The following is an 18,365-nucleotide window of genomic DNA, read 5'->3' as shown; positions in this document are numbered from 1 at the left end:
TGGTCGATACGCACTCCGCCGCCCCCTTTTGCTTGCAAACCCGGCAGTCAGAATAGAACCGACGAGATGCGCAAAAAGGGCATATGCGGATAGTCCCCGAGGGAGCCGGAAAGTCAGACCGGCAGGGGCGCGTGCTCGCTCTCCGGCAGGGACCGCGACGGAGGCACGACGAACTTGTAGCCCACCTGCCGCACCGTGCCGATCATCGACTCGTACTCGGAGCCGAGCTTGGCGCGCAGCCGCCGGACGTGCACGTCGACGGTGCGGGTGCCGCCGAAGTAGTCGTAGCCCCACACCTCGCGCAGGAGCTGGTCCCGGGTGAACACCCGGCCCGGGTGCTGGGCCAGGAACTTCAGCAGCTCGAACTCCTTGTAGGTGAGGTCGAGCGGCCGGCCCTTGAGTTTCGCGGCGTAGGTGTCCGGGTCGATCGTCAGCTCGCCGGCGCGGATCGAGCCGCCCGCCCCGGCGGTGGCGTTGCTCAGCCGCCCGACGGCGAGGCGCAGCCGGGCCTCCACCTCGGCCGGGCCGGCGGTGGCGAGGATGACGTCGTCGACGCCCCAGTCGGCGTTCAGCGCGATGAGGCCGGCCTCGGTGACCACCGCGACCAGCGGCACCCCGAGCCCGGTGGCGTGCAGCATCCGGCAGGTCGCCCGGGCCTCGCTCAGCTCGGAGCGGGCGTCGACCAGCACCGCGTCCGGACTGGGGCCGGCGACCAGCGTGCGGACGTCGCGGGGCGCGGTGCGGACCGAGTGCGGCAGCAGGTCGAGCGCCGGCAGCACTGCGGATGGTTCGCCTGCGCGCGCGGTCACCAGCAGCAGGATCTCCACGATCACCTCCGTCCCGGCGGCGTCGGCCGCGCGCGACCAGCGCACTCCGCGGCGGGGTGTGACGCTGATGAACTTGCGTGGGTCCCGGCGTCGCTGACGGGGCGGGTAACGGGTCGAGCGTAACCGATCGCCCCGGTCGCACCTCCGCGTCCTTTCCCGTTTGCCCGGCTTGCCCGTGATCGTGCCCCAGGTTTTAACGTTGCCGAAACCGTGACCCGCGCGCCGGCCGGCCGGTCTGGCACGATCGGGGCGTGTTTCCCTCCAGCTCGCCCGAGACCGGCCGCGACCAGTGGCCCGACGGGCCCCGCCCCGGGCCCTCCGGCCCCTCCCGTGGCCAGCCGCCGGCGCCGCGCACCGGGCCGGCCCCCGACGACGACGGCGATCGCCGGGAGCGCAGCGGGCCGCGCCGCGCCCGCCGGCCCGGCGAGCCGGCCCGCCGGCCCGACGACGAGCCGGACGACGAGCCGGACGAGGAGCCGATCGAGCCGGTCGAGGTGCGCCGCCCGCTCGCGCTGACCGTCGCCGGGTTCGCCGTCCTGCTCGGGGTGGGCCTGGTGCTCGGGGCGCAGACCTCCGGCCCGGGCCACCGGCTGCCCTTCGCGTTCATCATCTTCGGCGTACAGCTGCTCTTCGTGCTGGCCTGGACGATGGCCATGCGGCCGCCCGCGCTGCTGCTGGTCGCCCTGGTCAGCGTGGGCGCCGCGGCGGCGGCCGACACCGCGGCCGTGCAGACGGACGTCGCCGGCCTGGCGCCGCTGGGCTACGTCGCGGCGGGCGGTTTCGCACTCGGGGTGCTCGGCCAGCTCGTCCGGCGGGTCGACCGGGTGCGGGTGACCGACTCGCTCGGCAGCACCCTGCTGATCGTGGTCGGCGTCGTCGCCTTCGCCACCCTGATCGTGCTCAGCCGGATCCCGGCGGGCACCCAGGCCATCACGGTGTGCCTGACCGCGAGCGCGGTCGCGCTCACCGTCGCCCGGCTGACCGACGCGGTGGCGCCGTGGCCGCGACTGGCCCCCCAGGTGCCCCGGGGCGCGGCCGGCGTGGTCGTCGGCGCGATGGCCGGCACGCTGGTCAGCGCCGTCCTCGGCAGCTACCTGGTGACGCCCTTCACCCCGACCCGGGCCGCGATCATCGGGCTGGTCGCGGCGGTCGCCGCCGTGCTGGCCGACCTCGCCGTCGGCTACGCCGAGGCGGGCCGGCTGATGGCGGGGGAGCCGCCGACCATGTGGGTGGCCCGGCACATGCAGGGGCCGCTCGGCGGCTTCGCCCTGGCCGCGCCGGCCGCGTACGCGATGTGCAAGCTCGTTCTCTGACGCGGCGATTGAGGTTTTCGGAGTTCGGGTACCACCGGTGGGCCGCTTCGCGGCACCCTCGGCACTGACGACAGGAGGCGGCGTGGACCACGACGACACGTACGAGGAGCGGCCCCGGCGACGCGGGCGCAAGGTGCTCATCACCCTCGTCGTGCTGCTGCTGGTCCTGGGCGGCCTGATCGTGGTGGCCGACCGGGTCGCCGTCGGGGTGGCCGAGCGGGCCATCGCCGACCAGGTCCGGCAGGAGATCGCCAAGCAGGGGGCGCAGTCATCGCCGCCGGAGGTGGAGGTCGGCGGGGTCCCGTTCCTCACCCAGGTGCTCGACGGCCGCTACGAGCGCATCTCCATCGCGCTGCGCGACGTGCAGGGCTCGGTCCGGGGCGACGCGGTCGCGCTGCCGAAGCTCGACGTGGACGCCCGGAACGTGCGCGCCTCGCTCGACACCATCCGTTCGGGGCAGGGTGACGTGGTCGCCGAGACGGTCGACGGCACGGGCACCATCAGCTACGACAGCCTCGCCAAGCTGCTCGACCGGCCGGGGCTGACCCTCGGCGAGCAGAACGGCCGGCTGGCCGTCACCGCCCCGGTCGACATCCTCGGCCAGCGGCTCACCGTGACCGGCACCGCCGACATCGCGGTCGGCAAGGAGGGGCAGGTGTCGCTGCGCTTCAACGACCTGAACGCCGACGGCCTGCCGAACCTGCCGCTGGCCCGGACGCTGTTGAGCAACTACGCCCGCAGCATCTCCATCGACGTGCCCCTGCCCGAGCTGCCGTTCCAGCTCGCCGTCCGGGAGGTCCGGCCGCTGCCCGAGGGGCTGGCCGTCACCGCCGACGCGAGGAACGTGCCGATCAACTCCGCCGCCGGCTGATCCGCCGCCGGCCGGGGGCGTCCCGGATGCTGGTCGGCCCGGTGGTGTCCCCGCGCCCGGCTGGTAGGCTCCCTGCTCATGGGGACGCTCCTCACCAAACGGCGCGCGGTCGACCTGTGCCGCGTGGCCACCTGCCTGTGTCGCCCCGTCATCTGACGGCGGGGCTGTCCTCGGTCGCCTAGCGGCCATCGGCACGCAGGGGCTCTTTCTTCTCCCGTGCTCTCTTTCAACGCCCGGCAGCGGCGCCGTCGCACGAACCCGTGATCCGTCCATACGGTGGATTCCGCGCGTGGTGCGATCGTCACGACTTTCGATGCCCTCGTGCTGGTTCACCATTCATCCTCACCAGGGAGTGATCTGATGAGTCGCGACACCGCACTCGTCTCGGCCGAATGGGCCGAGAAGAACCTCGACGCCCCGGGCGTCGTCTTCGTCGAGGTCGACGAGGACACCTCGGCCTACGACACCGGCCACATCGCCGGCGCGATCAAGCTGGACTGGAAGACCGACCTCCAGGACCAGGTGCGCCGGGACTTCGTCAACAAGAGCCAGTTCGAGGCGCTGCTCTCCGAGCGGGGCATCAGCAACGACGACACCGTGATCCTCTACGGCGGCAACAACAACTGGTTCGCCGCGTACGCGTACTGGTACTTCAAGCTCTACGGCCACCGCGACGTGAAGCTGCTCGACGGCGGTCGCAAGAAGTGGGAGCTCGACGCCCGTCCGCTGGTCACCGACGCGGTGACCCGCCCCGCGACCCGGTACGTGGCGCAGGAGCCGGACACCTCGATCCGGGCCTTCCGCGACGAGGTCGTGGCCGCCATCGGCACCAAGAACCTGGTGGACGTACGCAGCCCCGACGAGTTCGCCGGCCGGCTGCTCGCCCCCGCCCACCTGCCGCAGGAGCAGGCGCAGCGGGCCGGGCACATCCCCACGGCGATCAGCGTGCCGTGGTCCAAGGCGGCCAACGAGGACGGCACCTTCAAGTCCGACGACGAGCTGCGCAGGATCTACGCCGACGCCGGGCTGGACGACAGCCGCGAGACCATCGCGTACTGCCGGATCGGCGAGCGCTCCTCGCACTCCTGGTTCGTGCTCCAGGAACTGCTCGGCCACCGCAACGTGAAGAACTACGACGGATCCTGGACCGAGTACGGCTCGCTGGTCGGCGTGCCGGTCGCGCTCGGCGACGAGCCCGGGGAGGCCTGAGTCATGACCGCAACCACCGCTGCCAGCTGCGCCGCTCCCGACCAGGCCGCCCCGCTGCCCGCGAGCCTGGACCTGGAGAAGGAGACCGTGATCACCGGCGTCGTCCGGTCCGACGCGGGCGAGGCCGTCCCGGGCGCGTACGTTCGGCTGCTCGACTCGACCGGTGAGTTCACCGCCGAGGTGGTGACCTCGCCGGCCGGCCAGTTCCGGTTCTTCGCCGCGCCGGGTTCCTGGACCCTGCGGGCGCTCTCCCGGCACGGCAACGGCGACACCGCCGTGACCGCCGCCCGGGGCATCAACGAGGTCGCCGTCACGGTCGCCTCCTGACCCCCCACGCTCTGATCGGCCCGTGGCCCGTCCCCTTCGCAGGTGGCGGGCCACGACCGTCTCCGGGCGCGGCCGACCGGCGTGACACCATGGCCCCCGTGAACGGCGTACAAGCGGCGGGGCAGGCCCCGCCCACCGGTCCCGGCCAGCCGACGCCCTCCCGGCGGTGGTGGCGTTGGCTGCTCGCCGCCACGGTGGCGTGGGCGGTGCTGCTGGCGGCGCTGACCTGGGTCTCGGTGCGGGACGACCCGCCGACCGTCCGCGAGCAGCGCAGCCTGACCGAGGCCGGCCCCGTCGTCGACCGCGCGGCCGGCGCACTGGTCGCGGCGGCCGGCGACACGGCCGTGCTGACCCCGCCCGAGGTCGAGCGGGGCTGCCGGGTCACCCCGTTCGCCGACGGTGCCACCCTGACCCGCGGGGTGGACGTGTTCGTCGCCGTGGGCCTGGAGCGGTCGCTGCTGCAGCGGGTCGCCGACCGGCTCCCCGAGAGCTGGCGGGCCGGCGTCCGGGCGACGTCGGAGGACGGCCCCCGGCTGCGCGCCGACGCGGGCGAGTTCGTCACCGTCTCCGGCGAGGTCGAGGCGGACGGCCTCGTCCGGCTGACCGTCGACACGGGGTGCCGGCCGGTCGGCGACGGCTACGCCGCACCGGCGGTCGGCGCCGACCACGGGGAGACCGAGGCCCTGGCCGCGGCGCTGCGGGCGCTCGGCGGCCCGCCCGGGGCGACCCCCGAGCTGGTCGTCGCCCCCTGCCCCACCCGCGGCACCGCCCGCACCGCCCGCTCCGCAGGCGTCCCGGCCCCGCCGTCCCCGGCCGACGCGCTCGCCCCCGTCGCCCGTCCTGCGATGCTGCGGACCGCACAGGCGTACGCCTACCGGCACGGCGCCGCCATGGTCGTCGCCGATCTCTCGGGCGACCAGGTCGTCGTCACCGTCAACACCGGCTGCCCGGCCTGACCGGACGGTCAGCGCCCGCGCGGGTGCTCGTGCGGGTTGCGGCTGCGGCCGAGGGCGTCGACGTGGCCCCAGCGGCCGGGGATGTCCAGCAGCTCGACCCGCCCCATGCCCTCGGGCACGGCGGGGTCGATGATCAGGTGGTCGCCCTGCGGCTCCAGTCCCAGGATCACCCGAAGCAGCAGCAGCGGCGTGCCCGCCGACCAGGCCTGCGGGCTGCACGCGGTGGGGTACTCCACCGGGTAGTCGGTGAGGGTCCGCTCGTAGCCGGCGAAGGCCTCCGGCAGCCGTCCGCCGAAGAAGCGGGACGCGGCCAGCATCCCGTCGCAGATCTGCCCGGCCTCCCGGCGGAAGCCGTACCGCCACAGCCCCCAGGCGATGATCGAGTTGTCGAACGGCCACACCGTGCCGACGTGGTATCCGACGGGGTTGTAGCGCCCCTGGTCGTCGGCGAGGGTCCGGACGCCCCAACCGCTGAAGAGTCGCGGCCCCAGCAGGTGTTCGGCGATCCGACCGGCCCGCGACTCGTCCACGATGCCGCTCCACAGCAGGTGCCCGATGTTGGAGGTGAGGGCGTCCACCTGCCGGCCGTCGGCGTCCAGGGCGAGCGCGTAGTACTCCCGCTCCGGGATCCAGAAGTCCCGGTTGAACCGCATCTTCAGCTCGGCCGCCTCCCGCTCCAGCCGGTCGGCGTACGCGGGGTCGCCCCAGAACTCCCGGGCCAGCCGGGCGCCGCGGATCTTCGCGTCGTACGCGTAGCCCTGGAGTTCGCAGGTGGCGCGGGGGAAGCCGGGGAACCGGCCGTCGCGGTACGAGATCGCGTCCCAGGAGTCCTTCCAGCACTGGTTCGCCAACCCGGTGTCCGGGTTGCGGGTCTGGTACCAGAGGTAGCCGGTGCCGAGCAGGTCCCCGTACGTGTCGATCCAGGCCAGGGCGGCCCGGGCCTGGGCCTCCAGTCCCCGCACCAGCCTGTCGTTGCCGGTCCACCGCTCGTACTCGTCGAGCAGGATGACGAACAGCGGCGTCGAGTCGGCCGAGCCGTAGTACGGCGAGTGGGGCTGCTCCTCGAAGCCCGCCGTCTCGCCGTAGCGCAGCTCGTGCAGGATCTTGCCCGGCTCCTCGTCCCGGAAGTCGTCGATCCGGTGCCCCTGGAGGCCGGCCAGCATCATCAGGGTCGGCGGGATCAGCTCCGGCAGGAAGGGCACCACCTGGAGCGAGGTGATGATGCTGTCCCGGCCGAACAGGGTCATGAACCACGGCAGGCCGGCGGCCACCAGACGTACGCCGAGGGTGATCGACTCGTAGCGCAGCGCCGCCAGGTCGTGCAGGCTCTGCCGGTACGCCCCGGCCAGCGGCTGGCAGTCGCAGCCGAGCTTCGGCGCCCGGGCGACCAGTTCGGCGTGCTCGGCCCGGATCGCGTCCGGGTCGCGACTGCCCCCGTACCGCGGGAGGTTGGCCCGGATGTCCTCGCCGCGCGCACCGTAGACGACGGTCGACACGTGCAGCCGGGTCGTCCACTCGCCGCGCGGGCCGACCCGGATCCGGTAGGTCATGCCGGAGACCTCGATGTGCGCGGGCGCGCTGGTGCTGATGACCGTCTCGCGGTGGAACCCCTCCCGGCGGTAGGCCAGACGCAGCTCGTCGTCGCCGACGGTGGCGCTGGCCTGGCCCTGCTTGTGCCGGACGTGCTTGATCTCGAACAGGTCCGCGAAGTCGGCGGCCATGTCGAGGTGGACGACGAACTCCATCTCCTCTCCGGAGTGGTTGAGCAGGGTCAGCTCCTCCACGAAGCTGCCGCCGATCGCCCGGCTGCGGATCACCGAGACCTTCGCGTCCAGGTAGTGCGTCGGCTCGCCGGGGACGAGGAAGAACCGGGTGCGGAAGGACTCCGCGGTGTCGACGGAGAGGGCGTGCAGTCGCTCGCCGTCGAGGGTCAGCAGCCAGGTGGAGAGGTGGCGGGTGTCGAACGAGAAGAGCCCGGTCGGGAAGTCGAGGGACGGCTCGATGTCGCCGGAGTTGTCGCTGACCAGGAAGGTGTTGCCGTCCAGGATGCTGACCAGTTGCTTCACCGCAGCCGCCCGGCCTGTGCGCGCGCGACCTCACGGGGATCCCGGGTGCCGGGCGGGTCGGGGAAGAACCGGCGGAACAGCAGGAAGAGCACGACGTCGCCGCTGAAGCTGCTCTCGTTGCGGAACACCGACGAGATCGCCTGGGCCCGGCCGGTGACGAGCCTGTCGAACAGGTCCTGGCTGGTGTACCAGATCGCGTCGGCGGGCCCCCGGTTGCGGCTCACCTCGATCGCGCCCGGCCGGAGGTGGATTAGCCAGTGCACCGTCCGGGTGCCGCGCGAGAGGTCGATCTGCATCGTCCCGCTGACCGGACTGACCAGCACGTCCGGGGCGCGCGCCGGCAGTGATTCGAAGAACCGCTCCGTCGCCTCGGTCACACCCGAATCGTAGGCATCTGCCCGACCTGCCGGGTCGGTATCGGCGGGCAGCCGTCAGTAGACCAGGGCCTGGGCCCCCTCGGCCATCGCCTCCTCGACGAAGACCGCGGCGCCGGCGATGCGGACGCCCGGGAGCACGTCGCCCGGCCCGATCTCCCGCCGGGCGGCGCACTGGGTGCAGGCGGTCACCGTGCCGGTGGTGAGGATCACGTGCAGCAGTTCGGCCAGCGGGGCCGAGTGCGGCAGCTCGAACTCCTGCGCCCGGCCGGGCAGCGCGAACCAGGTGGACTCCCCGGTCAGCCAGAGCGACACGTGCACCCCGGCGGCGGCCGCGGTGGCGGCGACGGTGAAGGCCTGGGCGCACCGCTCCGGGGCGTCCGCGCCGGCGGTGGCCTTGACGACGAGAGAGCGGTCCATGGGGCCCAGCATAGGATGGTCGCGATGGTTACCGAGATCGGGTTCGTCAGCCTGTTGGTCGCCGGTCTGGGCGCGCTCGCCGGTGGCCTGGTCTACCTGGCCGTACGCATATCGAGAGGACGCTGGTGAGCGACGAGAACCCCCTGCAGCCGCCGCCGTGGCTGAACGCGCCGCCGGTCGACCCGTACCCGTACGAGGAGAGCCACGACCTGCGCGTCGGCCCGAAGCTGCATCCCACGCTGGACGGCCTGCTGCCGTACGTCGGGGTGTGGCGCGGCCGGGGGCGGGGCGGCTTCCCCACCATCGAGGACTTCGACTTCGCGCAGGAGATCCGGATCAGCCACGACGGCCGGCCGTTCCTGTTCTACGAGTCGCGCGCCTGGCTCCTCGACGAGCAGAGCCGCCCGGTCCGCCCGGCGGGTCGCGAGGTCGGCTGGTGGCGGCCGGTGATGGACGGCGACCGGGCCACCGACGAGCTGGAAGCGCTGATGACCGTGCCCACCGGGGTGATGGAGCTGCACATCGGCAAGCGCAAGGGCACCCAGATCGAGTTCGTCACCGACGCGGTGGTCCGCACGTCGACCGCCAAGGAGGTCACCGCCGGTCACCGCCTCTTCGGCATCGTCGAGGGCGCCCTGCTCTACGCCCAGGAGATGGCGGCCCTCGGCCACCCGCTCTCCCCGCACCTCTCCGCACGCCTGACCCGGGTGGCCGGCTGAGGCTCCCTCCCGGGGTCAGGGGAGGGGGAAGGCCAGGAGCGCCTGGAGGGCGGGCGTGCGCGCGCAGCGGCGCAGCGGGACGCCGTCAAAGGCGCGGATCTCCACGAGCCCGCGGACGGACGAGCTGAGCCAGACGCCGTCGGCGGTACGCAGCCCGGCCGGGGTGACCAGGCGCTCCTCGGCGCGCAGGCCCAGCTCGTGGGCGTGCGCGAGGAGCCAGGCGGCGGTCACCCCGGGCAGGATGCCGGTCTCCGCGGCGGGCACCGTGCAGAGGGTGTCACCGGTCAGCCACACCAGGTTGGCCGTGGGCCCCTCCAGCGCGTACCCGTCGGAGGAGACCCAGAGCGCGTCGTCCACGCCGGCACGGGCGGCCCAGCGTCGGGCGGCGGTGCTCACCGCGTACGAGGTGGACTTGATCCCGGCCGGCAGCCAGTCGAGCTCGGCGCGGGCCCGCGCCGCGACGCCGAGCGGCAGGGTGGCCACGGTGACCCCGTCCCGGCGGGCCGCCCGGGCCGCCGCCGGCACCTCGGCCAGCGTGGCGTAGACGGTGGGCGGGCCGCCGCCCTCCGGGCCCCGGGTGCAGACCAGCCGCAGCGCCCCCTCCACCCCGGCGGGCCAGCCGGCGCGGACGGCGTCCAGCAGCTCGACCAGCACCTCGGCGGCGGGCAACGCCAGGTCGACGGCCGCCGCCGCCCGGGCCAGCCGGGCCAGGTGCGCGTCGCGCAGCCACGGCCGCCCGTCGCGCAGGTGCATCGTCTCGAAGAGCCCGTCGCCGTGCAGCACGCCCCGGTCGTCGCCGCGCAGCACCGGCTCCCCGGGCGGCACCAGTCCGCGCCCCGGTACGGCGATCCTCGACGCCACCATGACCGCCGAGCCTAGCGGCGGACGAGTCGACACCGACGGCGGGCGCGGCGGAGCGAACTATGATCGGACGGTGTCCGAATCCTCCCTCGCGGAAATGCTCCGCGCCCGTGGGCTACGGCTGACGGCGCAACGGCAGTTGATCCTCCAGGCTGTGCTGGACCTGGGGCACGCCACCCCGGAGCAGGTGCACACAGCCGTCCGGGAGGTCGCCGCAGGGGTCAACATCACCACCATCTACCGCACGCTGGAGCTGCTGGAACGGCTCGGCCTGGTCACCCACACCCACCTCTCGCACGGCTCGCCGACCTACCACGCGGCCGGCGAGGACCAGCACGTCCACCTTGTCTGCCGGGACTGCGGCGCGATCGACGAGATCGATCCGGAGCTGCTTCGCCCGTTGACCGACGAGTTGGCGAGCCAGCGCGGGTTCCGGGTGGACATCGGCCACGTCTCGTTCTTCGGCGTCTGCGTCCGCTGTGAGAACGGGGACCGGAAATGATCGACATCGCGGGCGCGGTGAGCGTCGAGAGCATCGACGAGGCCAGCCGGGACCAGCCCGAGCCGGCGCACGCGGCGGCCGGCGTGCGGGGTGTGGCGGCGCACTACGGCGACCCGATGCGCGAGCAGCGCACCCTCGACACGGCGGTCGGCCTGGTCGACCGGTCGCACCGGGGCGTCGTCGCGGTGCCGGGCGAGGAACGGATCGCCTGGCTGCACACCCTCACCAGCCAGCACCTGGCGCAGCTCGGCGCGGGCCAGGGCACCGAGCTGCTGGTGCTCTCCCCGCACGGGCACGTCGAGCAGCACGCCATGGTCGCCGAGGACGGCATCACCACCTGGCTCGACACCGAGCCGGGCGCCACCGCGGGGCTGCTGGCGTACCTGGAGCGGATGCGGTTCTTCAGCAAGGTCGAGCCACGCGACGTGACCGCCGAGCGCGCGCTGCTCTCCCTGGTCGGGCCGGAGGCCCCCGCCGCGGTGGAGACGCTCGGCGTGACGGGGCTGGCCGCGCCCGACGTGGTCGCGGTGCCGGGTCCGAAGTTCCGCTCCGGCGAGCAGCCGCCCCGGCCGACCGCGCTGTACGACGTGCGCCCGCTGCCCGTGGGCGGCTGGGCCCGCCGGGGCCCGCTGGGCGTGGACCTGCTGGTGCCCCGGGCCGCGATGGAGCAGGTGGTCACCCAGCTGCGGGGCAACGGGGTGCCGGTCGCCGGGCTGTGGGCGTACGAGGCGGTGCGGGTGGCCGCCCGGCGGGCCCGGGTCGGGGTGGACACCGACCACCGGACCATCCCGGCCGAGGTGGACCTGGTCGCCCCGGCCGTCCACCTGGACAAGGGCTGCTACCGGGGTCAGGAGACCGTCGCCCGGGTGCACAACATGGGCCGGCCGCCGCGTCGGCTCGTACTCCTGCACCTGGACGGGGTGACCACCGACCAGCCGCCGGTCGCCGGCACGCCGGTGACCCTCGACGGCCGGGCGGTCGGCTTCGTCGGCACGGCCGTGCACCACCACGAGCTGGGTCAGGTCGCCCTGGCCGTGGTCAAGCGCAACGTCGCCGACGACGCCCGCCTCATGGTGGGGGAGACCGCCGCCGCGATCGATCCGGCCTGACGGCCCGCCAGCGAAAGAATCTCTGCTTCACGGCGCCGAGGCCGGAAAAGTTCCGGTCGACTGGCCCGCTGGCCTCGGTCTAGGATCCGGGCATGACGACAGGGACGTTGATCACGGTTGCCCCCACCGGCGCGGAGTCGGCCAAGGCCGAGGTGCCGGCCCTGCCGGTGACGCTCGACGAGCTGCTGCTCACCGCCAAGGAGTGCGAGGCGCTCGGCGCCGCCGTGATCCACGTCCACATCCGCGACGACGAGGCGAAGCCCACCCTGGACCAGGGGCGGCTGCGGGAGACCGTGGCGGCGCTGCGGGAGAGCACCGACCTGATCGTGCAGCTCTCCTCGGGTGGTGCGGTGACCGACCCGGAGGCCGACCGGCTCGCGGTGCTCGACGCCGGGCCGGACATGGCCTCCTGCACGATGGGCACGCTCAACTTCGGCGACGACGTCTTCCTCAACCGCTGGGAGTTCATCGTCGACCTGCACACCCGGATGCAGGAGCGCGGCATCGTGCCCGAGTACGAGATCTTCGACCTCGGCCACCTGACCGCCCTGCAACGGCTGCTCGGCAAGTACGGCCTGCCGGCCGGCGGCCACGTGCACGTCGACTTCGTGATGGGCGTGCCGGGCGGCATGCCGGGCACCACCCCGGCGCTGGTCGCCGCCCTCCAGGCGCTGCGTGACCTGCCCGAGGGCACCACCTTCTCGGCCACCGGCATCGGCCGCAGCACCATCCCGGTCATGCTGGCCTCGCTCTCGGCCGGCGGGCACCTGCGGGTCGGCATGGAGGACACGGTCACCTACGCCAAGGGCCGTCCGGTCGAGTCCAACATGCAGCTCGTCGCCCGCGCGGTCGGCTTCGCCCAGCTCGCCCAGCGGCCGCCGCTGACCACCGCCGAGGCGCGCGGGCTGCTCGGCGTGCCGGCCCCCGGACGGTAAGCGGCGGCCGGGGCGGCGCTGCTGTACACCGGATCGCCGACGGCCTGCTCACCCGCCCGCCGGGCGCGGTCGACGGTGCCGGTACCGTCCACCCTGTGGGAAAGACGTACGAGGGCGGCGCGCCGCTCGCCGAGGTGGTCCGGTCGGGGTTCGTCGAGGGCGCGCACCGGGGTTCGGTGGTGGTGCTCGACGCCGCCGGCGCGACGGTGGCCGGCGCCGGGGACGTGACCTCCCCGGTCTTCCCGCGCTCGTCCAACAAGCCGATGCAGGCGGTCGGCATGCTCCGCGCCGGGCTGGCGCTGGCCGACCCCGCCGACGTCGCGCTGGTCTCGGCCAGCCACGCCGGGGAGGACTTCCACCTGGCCCGGGTCGGCGCGCTGCTGGCGCGCGCCGGGCTGGACGAGTCGGCCCTGCACTGCCCGCCGGACCTGCCCGTGGGCGACGAGGCGCGGGCGGCCGTGCTGCGGGCCGGCGGCGGGCCCACCCGGACGCAGATGAACTGCTCCGGCAAGCACAGCGGGATGCTGCTGACCTGCCTGGCCGCCGGCTGGCCGCTCGACGGCTACTGGCGACCGGAGCACCCGTTGCAGCAGCGGCTGCGGGACGCGGTCGAGGAGTTCACCGGCGAGCCGGCCGCGGCGGTCGGGGTGGACGGCTGCGGCGCCCCGGTGCTCGCGGTGTCGCTGACCGGGCTGGCCGGGGCGTACCTCCGGCTGGTCTCGGCGGAGCCGGGCTCCGTGCCGCGGACGGTGGCCGACGCGATGCGCGCGCACCCGGAGATCGTCGGTGGTACCCGGGCCGAGGACACCCGCCTGATGCGCGGCGTCCCCGGGCTGCTCGCCAAGGTGGGCGCCGAGGGGGTCCTCGCCGTGGCGGTACCTGGCGTCGGGGCGGTCGCCCTCAAGATCGACGACGGCGCGGGCCGCGCCCGGATGCCGGTGCTGGTCTCCGCCCTGCGCCGCCTCGGGCTGGACGCGCCGGTGCTGACCGAGTACGCCGAGCTGCCGTTGTTCGGCGGCGGCCTGCCGGTCGGCGCCGTCCGGCCGCTCTGGTAGCCGTCCCGCCCGTCATCGCGGTGTTCGCCGGCCGTGCGGCCAGCCGGTGAACCGCTCGGCGGTGAGCATGTCAACGGCGGAGATCCTGCGGGGCGACCGGGGCGCCGTGACGGGACTTGCCCCGAACGCCGTGGGCCGTGGAAAGTGGACGGCGGACGGGCCGTGGGAATGGGGTAACGGTGACAACCACCGACTACGACAACTTTGCGGACGCCTACTCGGCGGAGAACGAGTCCGGCCTCTTCAACGCCTACTACGAGCGACCCGCGATGCTCCGCCTCGCCGGCGACGTCTCGGGCCGCCGGATCCTCGACGCGGGGTGCGGTTCCGGCCCGTTGTCAGCTGCGCTGCGCGCCAGGGGAGCCGTGGTCACCGGCTTCGACGTGAGTGCGGCCATGGTCGACCTGGCCCGCCGGAGGCTGGGTGAGGACGCCGACCTGCACGTGGCGGACCTGAGCACGCCACTGCCGTTCGCAGACGCCGAGTTCGACGACGTCGTCGCGTCTCTGGTGCTGCACTACCTGGAGGACTGGTCCGGCCCCCTCGCCGAGTTGCGTCGCGTGCTGAAGCCGGGCGGTCGCCTGATCCTCTCGGTCAACCACCCCGCCGCCTATGCGATCGAGTATCCCAAGGCCGACTACTTCGCGCTGACGAAGTACTCCGAGGACTACGTCATGGACGGCCAGACCGTGTGGCTGACCTTCTGGCACCGGCCGCTGCACGCCATGGCGGAGGCTTTTGCCGCCGCTGGTTTCCGCATCGCGACGATCAGCGAGCCGCCCCCTTCTCCGGACGCTCCCGCGAAGCTGCTTCCACCCGGCCTGGGTTCCGGGTCCTTCATAGGCTTCCTCTTCTTCGTCCTCGAGTCCGCCTAGCAGGAAACCCCGGGCAGACCGGGGGATGCGCCCCGCGGCCGTCCGGACCTGGCTCGCGGAGGCGAACCGGCCTGGCTCACACGATCGGCAGGACAGGCCGAGGACCTGTCCTGCCGATCATGGGACGGTTCTGGTCCGGTGTCCGCACGGGTCGGACGTGCCGGAAGCCCGGCGCCGCCGTCGCACCAGGGGCGGCGGGTGTCAGGGGAGGAAGTCGAGCAGGGCGGCGTTGACCGGGGCGGGGCGCTCCAACGGCAGCAGGTGGCCGGCGTCGGGCACGTCGGGCAGGCGCGTCGCGTCGGGCGCCTCGGCGGCGATCCGGTCGGCGAGCCGGCTGATGTCGGGCACGTCCGCGCCGCCGGCACCGACCAGGACGGGCATCCGCAGCTCGTGGAGGCGGCCGATCGCGGGGGGATCGAGTTCGGCGACGTCGACCGCGCTGAGCGCCAACTCGGCGGCGAGCGCCCGCTGGTCCATCTCGCGGGCGAAGGCGAGCAGTTCCGGGTCGACGTCGGCGGGCTCGCGGCCCGGGCCGACCACCCAGAACCGCACCTCGCCGGCGGCGCTGGCGGCGAAGTCCTCCGGGTCGACCTCGCCGACCAGGCTGTCCCAGAGGTCGTTCGCCTCCTCCGACCATTCGTGGCCGGAGGAGGCGGTGCCGAGGAGGGCGAGCGCGGTTACCCGCTCCGGGTGGGCCAGCGCGGTGTCGATGGCGACGGCGCCGCCGAACGAGCAGCCGACCAGGGCCGCCCGGGGGATGTCGAGCGCGTCGAGCAGCCCGGCCACGTCGTCGTGGTGCGCGAACGGGGCCGGCGGCAGCTCGGAGTCCCCGTAGCCGCGCAGGTCGAGGGCGATCACCCGGTGCCGCGCCGCCAGCGGGCCGACCTGCTCCCGCCACATCCGGCGGTCCGCGATGCCCGCGTGCAGCAGGACGACGGGTGTGCCGCTACCGGTGTCGTCGTACGCGAGCAGGGCGCCGTTCACCTCGATCTTGGTCACTGCGGAAAGGTACGCACGGGGCGACCCGGGACGCAACCGCGAGATGAGACGTCGCTAACTCTGGTTAGCACTTTGCTTGCAGGAGCTAGCAGGGCGCGTTAGCGTACGGGTCATGGCCACTGGTAAGGACCTTCCCGATGTCGGCGGGTTCATCCGCGATCTGCGCCGCAACGCGAAGATCTCGCTCCGGCAGCTCGCCGAGCAGGCGGGGGTCAGCAACCCGTACCTGAGTCAGATCGAGCGCGGCCTGCGCAAGCCGAGCGCGGAGGTGCTCCAGCAGCTCGCCAGCGCGCTGCGGGTGTCGACCCCGGCGATGTACCTGCGGGCCGGACTGCTCGACGACAAGGAGGGCCAGGGCGTGCTCGCGGCCATCTCCGTCGACCCCGACCTGACGATGGCGCAGAAGCAGTCGCTCACCCAGATCTACGAGACGTTCCGCCGGGAGAACGCACGGCTCGCCGAGGCGACCGCGGCGGCCACCGGCGCGACCCCCGCCGCCGACCCCGACGCCACCGGCGTGGGTACGCCGGATCCCGTCGAGGCGGCGCCCGACCTGGCCAACCTCGCCGCCACGGGCCCCACCACGCCGGAGGGCACCCCGACCGAGGCCGTTCTGGAGTCGGTCGCCGTCACCGAGGCCGGCCCCGCCCCCGCTCCGATCGACACCCCCGAGAAGAAGGCCGCCCGCGACGCGGTCCGGAAGGCCGCCGACGCGGCCGAAGAGGAGAAATGATGTCCCAGTCGAAGACCAGCCGCATCCCGGCCCCGATCTACGCCGCCGCTGGCGCTGGCGAGCTCGCCCTTCAGCAGCTGCGCAAGCTCCCCGCCGTGGTGACCGACCTCGGCACCAAGGTCGTCGCCGACCTGGGTGGCAAGGCCGTCGTCACCGGCGTCGAGCTGCGCCAGAAGGCCAACGACACGCTGCGCACGGCGAACCTGACCGCCGGCAGCCTGCGCGAGAAGGCCGTCCCGACCGAGCTGGACCTGAAGCGCCTCCGCGAGGCCGCCGACCTGAACAAGCTGCGCGAGGCCGCCGACCTGGACAAGCTGCGCGAGGTGGCGGACCTGGACAAGCTCCGTGCGATGGCGACCCGCAACGCCGCCGTGGTGGTCGCCGGCGCCCAGGCCGCGCAGGAGCGGGCGCAGGCCGCGTACGTCGCCCTGGTCGCCCGGGGCGAGCGGGTCGTCGGGGCCGGCGTGCTGGAGGCCGCCGAGACCGTGAACGCCGACATCGAGGCGACCGAGGCCGAGACCGAGCCGGCCGAGGCCGTCGCGAAGCCGGCCAGCGTGCCGGCCCCGGCCGTGACCGCCGAGGTGCCGACCCCGGCCGACGTGGCCGAGGTGCTGGAGGCCAAGCCGGCCGCCGCCAAGAAGGCGACGCGGGCCACCCGGGTCGCCAAGCCGGCCGCCACGCCGTCGGCGAAGCTGCCCCGGGCCACCAAGCGGATCCGCCCGGCCGCCGAGTAGTTCGATTCCGCCGTGGCCCCGGATGCGTCCTGTCGGACGTATCCGGGGCCACCGGCATAAGCTTGCCGACATGGCCTACGCCGCGCCGCTCTTCGCCTTCGATGTTCGCTACGTGATCGAGCTGATCCTGCTCGTCTTCGCGTTGATCGTGCAGGGCATCGCCCTGGTGCACGCCATCACCCAGCGTTCCGACGCCTTCTCCGCCATCGGCACCCTGCCCAAGGGCGGCTGGATCGCCATCCTCGCCGTCTGCCTGGCGCTGACCCTGCTCGGCTTCGGCCCGATCAGTCTCTTCGGGCTCGTCGGCATCGCCGCCGGCCTGATCTACCTGCTCGACGTGCGGGTGGGGCTGCGCGACCTGAGCGACGGCAAAGGGTTCTGGTGAGAAGTTTCCGCTGGCCGCCGCCGCCGGACGGCGGGCCCCGCACCTGGGGTCCCGGCCCGGGCGCCCCGCGTACCGGCCGACCGGCCCTGCCGGAGCCGGACACCGAGCTGGTCGCCACGCCGCACGGCGTACGCCTGGAGCAGCTCGTCACCGGCACGGGTGACCCGGTCACGGTCTTCGCCCACGGGCTGGGCAACGGCATCGCCACCACGCGCCCGTTCGGCAGCGGGGTGACGGGCCGCAAGCTGTTCTTCCAGTTCCGCGGGCACGGCCGCTCCGACGCGCCGCCCGGCCCCTGGAGCTATCTCGACCTCGCCCGCGACCTGCGCGCGGTCGCCGACCTCGGCGGCGCCACCCGGGCCTTCGGCGCCAGCCTCGGCGCCGGCGCGCTCTGCCGGCTGCTCGCCGAGAGCCCGGACCGCTTCGAGCGGCTGGTCATCTTCCTGCCCGCAGCGCTCGACCGGCCGCGCGGCGAGGCCGCCCGGGCCTGGCTGACCGCGCTGTTCGAGGCCGTGGAGAGCGGCGACGCCTCCGCCGTGGCCGATGTGGTCCAGGCCGAGCTGCCGCCCGCCGTACGCAACACCCCGGCCGGCTGGGCCTACCTGCGCCAGCGCCTCGACCAGCTCCTGCGCGACGGGCTCGCCTCCGGGCTGGCGAGCCTGCCCGAGCAGGCGCCGCTGCACGACGCCGCTTCGCTGGCCGCGGTCACCGCGCCGGCCCTGGTGATCGGCTGCGCCGGCGACGACCTGCACCCGGCCGAGGTCGCCGAGCAGCTCGCGGCCGCGCTGCCCCGGGCCACCCTGCACGTCTACGACCGGCCCGGCGTCCTCTGGACGGAACGTGCCGACCTGCGAAGCCGGATCTCCGCCTTCCTCAACGGGTGACGCGTCGGGCGTCGGCCCCGCCGGGAGCCCCGACGGGCGGGGGCTGCCCGGCCGGACGGGCGGTGTCCGTCCGGCCGGGTGGCCTCAGCTGACTGGGGACGGGCTGGAGCGGCTCGTCGCGGGGACCGGACTCGGTCGGCTCACCGAAGGCCCCACCGGCGCTCGTGCCCGGGTGGACCAGCAACGTGCGAGACGTGGTGGCCGGGCCGGA

General features: G+C 74.0%; 23 protein-coding genes. 17 read left to right on the top strand and 6 right to left on the bottom strand.

Going from position 1 to position 18,365, the window contains the following annotated elements:
* Positions 1-113: 113 nt before the first annotated feature.
* Complete coding sequence (locus AB0G08_RS05015) at positions 114-833, bottom strand: response regulator transcription factor (RefSeq protein ID WP_358083575.1); 720 nt, start codon at positions 831-833, stop codon at positions 114-116.
* Positions 834-1,078: 245 nt separating this feature from the next.
* Between AB0G08_RS05015 and AB0G08_RS05010 the strand changes: the two genes are divergently transcribed.
* The 6 genes from AB0G08_RS05010 to AB0G08_RS04985 all read left to right on the top strand — a co-directional run bounded on the left by AB0G08_RS05010 (position 1,079) and on the right by AB0G08_RS04985 (position 5,503).
* Positions 1,079-2,140 (top strand): hypothetical protein, encoded by a 1,062-nt coding sequence (locus AB0G08_RS05010; RefSeq protein WP_358083235.1) that lies wholly within the window; start codon positions 1,079-1,081, stop codon positions 2,138-2,140.
* An 82-nt stretch (positions 2,141-2,222) separates the two neighbouring features.
* Positions 2,223-3,011, top strand: coding sequence for a DUF2993 domain-containing protein (locus AB0G08_RS05005; RefSeq protein WP_358083232.1), 789 nt, complete (start codon positions 2,223-2,225; stop codon positions 3,009-3,011).
* A gap of 78 nt (positions 3,012-3,089) precedes the next feature.
* Positions 3,090-3,167 carry an Ms5788A family Cys-rich leader peptide gene (locus AB0G08_RS05000; RefSeq protein ID WP_311202345.1) on the top strand — a complete coding sequence of 26 codons (78 nt, stop codon included), beginning with the start codon at positions 3,090-3,092 and terminating at the stop codon, positions 3,165-3,167.
* Positions 3,168-3,371: 204 nt separating this feature from the next.
* Positions 3,372-4,220: a sulfurtransferase gene (locus AB0G08_RS04995; protein WP_358083229.1), complete on the top strand. Its 849-nt coding sequence runs from the start codon at positions 3,372-3,374 to the stop codon at positions 4,218-4,220.
* A 3-nt stretch (positions 4,221-4,223) separates the two neighbouring features.
* Positions 4,224-4,547, top strand: a complete 324-nt coding sequence (locus tag AB0G08_RS04990) for a DUF1416 domain-containing protein (RefSeq protein ID WP_358083226.1) — start codon at positions 4,224-4,226, stop codon at positions 4,545-4,547.
* A gap of 89 nt (positions 4,548-4,636) precedes the next feature.
* Positions 4,637-5,503: a hypothetical protein gene (locus AB0G08_RS04985; RefSeq protein ID WP_358083223.1), complete on the top strand. Its 867-nt coding sequence runs from the start codon at positions 4,637-4,639 to the stop codon at positions 5,501-5,503.
* An 8-nt stretch (positions 5,504-5,511) separates the two neighbouring features.
* Here AB0G08_RS04985 and AB0G08_RS04980 read toward each other — a convergent pair whose 3' ends face one another.
* From AB0G08_RS04980 to AB0G08_RS04970, 3 genes are read right to left on the bottom strand one after another with little or no spacing between them, the layout of a single operon-like run.
* On the bottom strand, positions 5,512-7,569 hold the full coding sequence (locus AB0G08_RS04980) for a glycogen debranching N-terminal domain-containing protein (protein WP_358083220.1): 2,058 nt from the start codon (positions 7,567-7,569) through the stop codon (positions 5,512-5,514).
* On the bottom strand, positions 7,566-7,946 hold the full coding sequence (locus AB0G08_RS04975) for an SCP2 sterol-binding domain-containing protein (protein WP_358083217.1): 381 nt from the start codon (positions 7,944-7,946) through the stop codon (positions 7,566-7,568). Before AB0G08_RS04975 ends, AB0G08_RS04980 begins: the two co-directional genes overlap by 4 nt.
* Positions 7,947-8,000: 54 nt before the next feature.
* Complete coding sequence (locus AB0G08_RS04970) at positions 8,001-8,375, bottom strand: DsrE family protein (protein ID WP_358083214.1); 375 nt, start codon at positions 8,373-8,375, stop codon at positions 8,001-8,003.
* A 12-nt stretch (positions 8,376-8,387) separates the two neighbouring features.
* On the opposite strand from AB0G08_RS04970, the gene mtfM reads away from it, so the two are divergent.
* The gene (mtfM, locus tag AB0G08_RS04965) at positions 8,388-8,492 is read left to right on the top strand and encodes a small membrane protein MtfM (protein WP_267897534.1); all 105 of its coding nucleotides are present in this window, start codon (positions 8,388-8,390) and stop codon (positions 8,490-8,492) included.
* Positions 8,489-9,082 carry an FABP family protein gene (locus AB0G08_RS04960; RefSeq protein ID WP_357874963.1) on the top strand — a complete coding sequence of 198 codons (594 nt, stop codon included), beginning with the start codon at positions 8,489-8,491 and terminating at the stop codon, positions 9,080-9,082. Before mtfM ends, AB0G08_RS04960 begins: the two co-directional genes overlap by 4 nt.
* Before the next feature lie 15 nt (positions 9,083-9,097).
* On the opposite strand, the gene AB0G08_RS04955 is transcribed toward AB0G08_RS04960, so the two are convergent.
* Complete coding sequence (locus AB0G08_RS04955) at positions 9,098-9,946, bottom strand: aminotransferase class IV (protein ID WP_358083211.1); 849 nt, start codon at positions 9,944-9,946, stop codon at positions 9,098-9,100.
* A 70-nt stretch (positions 9,947-10,016) separates the two neighbouring features.
* Here AB0G08_RS04955 and AB0G08_RS04950 point away from each other — a divergent pair, with 70 nt between their 5' ends.
* From AB0G08_RS04950 to AB0G08_RS04930, 5 genes are all read left to right on the top strand, one after another.
* On the top strand, positions 10,017-10,445 hold the full coding sequence (locus tag AB0G08_RS04950) for a Fur family transcriptional regulator (protein WP_358083209.1): 429 nt from the start codon (positions 10,017-10,019) through the stop codon (positions 10,443-10,445).
* A complete protein-coding gene (locus AB0G08_RS04945) occupies positions 10,442-11,554 on the top strand; it encodes a folate-binding protein (protein ID WP_358083206.1) in 1,113 nt (370 codons plus the stop codon). Before AB0G08_RS04950 ends, AB0G08_RS04945 begins: the two co-directional genes overlap by 4 nt.
* Positions 11,555-11,646: 92 nt before the next feature.
* Positions 11,647-12,489, top strand: coding sequence for a 3-keto-5-aminohexanoate cleavage protein (locus AB0G08_RS04940; protein WP_358083202.1), 843 nt, complete (start codon positions 11,647-11,649; stop codon positions 12,487-12,489).
* Between the two features lie 95 nt (positions 12,490-12,584).
* The gene (locus tag AB0G08_RS04935; protein ID WP_358083199.1) at positions 12,585-13,544 is read left to right on the top strand and encodes an asparaginase; all 960 of its coding nucleotides are present in this window, start codon (positions 12,585-12,587) and stop codon (positions 13,542-13,544) included.
* Positions 13,545-13,723: 179 nt separating this feature from the next.
* On the top strand, positions 13,724-14,419 hold the full coding sequence (locus AB0G08_RS04930) for a class I SAM-dependent methyltransferase (protein WP_358083197.1): 696 nt from the start codon (positions 13,724-13,726) through the stop codon (positions 14,417-14,419).
* Positions 14,420-14,620: 201 nt separating this feature from the next.
* Here the strand turns inward: AB0G08_RS04930 and AB0G08_RS04925 are convergent, their stop codons facing one another.
* Entirely contained in the window at positions 14,621-15,418 is a 798-nt protein-coding gene (locus AB0G08_RS04925; RefSeq protein ID WP_358083194.1) for an alpha/beta hydrolase, read from the bottom strand.
* A gap of 112 nt (positions 15,419-15,530) precedes the next feature.
* On the opposite strand from AB0G08_RS04925, the gene AB0G08_RS04920 reads away from it, so the two are divergent.
* From AB0G08_RS04920 to AB0G08_RS04905, 4 genes are all read left to right on the top strand, one after another.
* Entirely contained in the window at positions 15,531-16,151 is a 621-nt protein-coding gene (locus AB0G08_RS04920; protein ID WP_358083191.1) for a helix-turn-helix transcriptional regulator, read from the top strand.
* Entirely contained in the window at positions 16,148-16,885 is a 738-nt protein-coding gene (locus AB0G08_RS04915; RefSeq protein ID WP_358083188.1) for a hypothetical protein, read from the top strand. The genes AB0G08_RS04920 and AB0G08_RS04915 overlap by 4 nt, the downstream gene beginning before the upstream one ends.
* 70 nt (positions 16,886-16,955) lie before the next feature.
* The gene (locus tag AB0G08_RS04910) at positions 16,956-17,270 is read left to right on the top strand and encodes a DUF2516 family protein (protein WP_357874939.1); all 315 of its coding nucleotides are present in this window, start codon (positions 16,956-16,958) and stop codon (positions 17,268-17,270) included.
* On the top strand, positions 17,267-18,154 hold the full coding sequence (locus AB0G08_RS04905) for an alpha/beta hydrolase (RefSeq protein WP_358083185.1): 888 nt from the start codon (positions 17,267-17,269) through the stop codon (positions 18,152-18,154). Before AB0G08_RS04910 ends, AB0G08_RS04905 begins: the two co-directional genes overlap by 4 nt.
* Positions 18,155-18,365: the final 211 nt, after the last annotated feature.

It is taken from the genome of Micromonospora sp. NPDC023644 (genome assembly GCF_040640115.1).
Lineage (GTDB): Bacteria > Actinomycetota > Actinomycetes > Mycobacteriales > Micromonosporaceae > Micromonospora.
The sequence above is the reverse complement of the archived record's forward strand: the minus strand, read 5'-3'. Positions and strand labels throughout refer to the sequence as shown.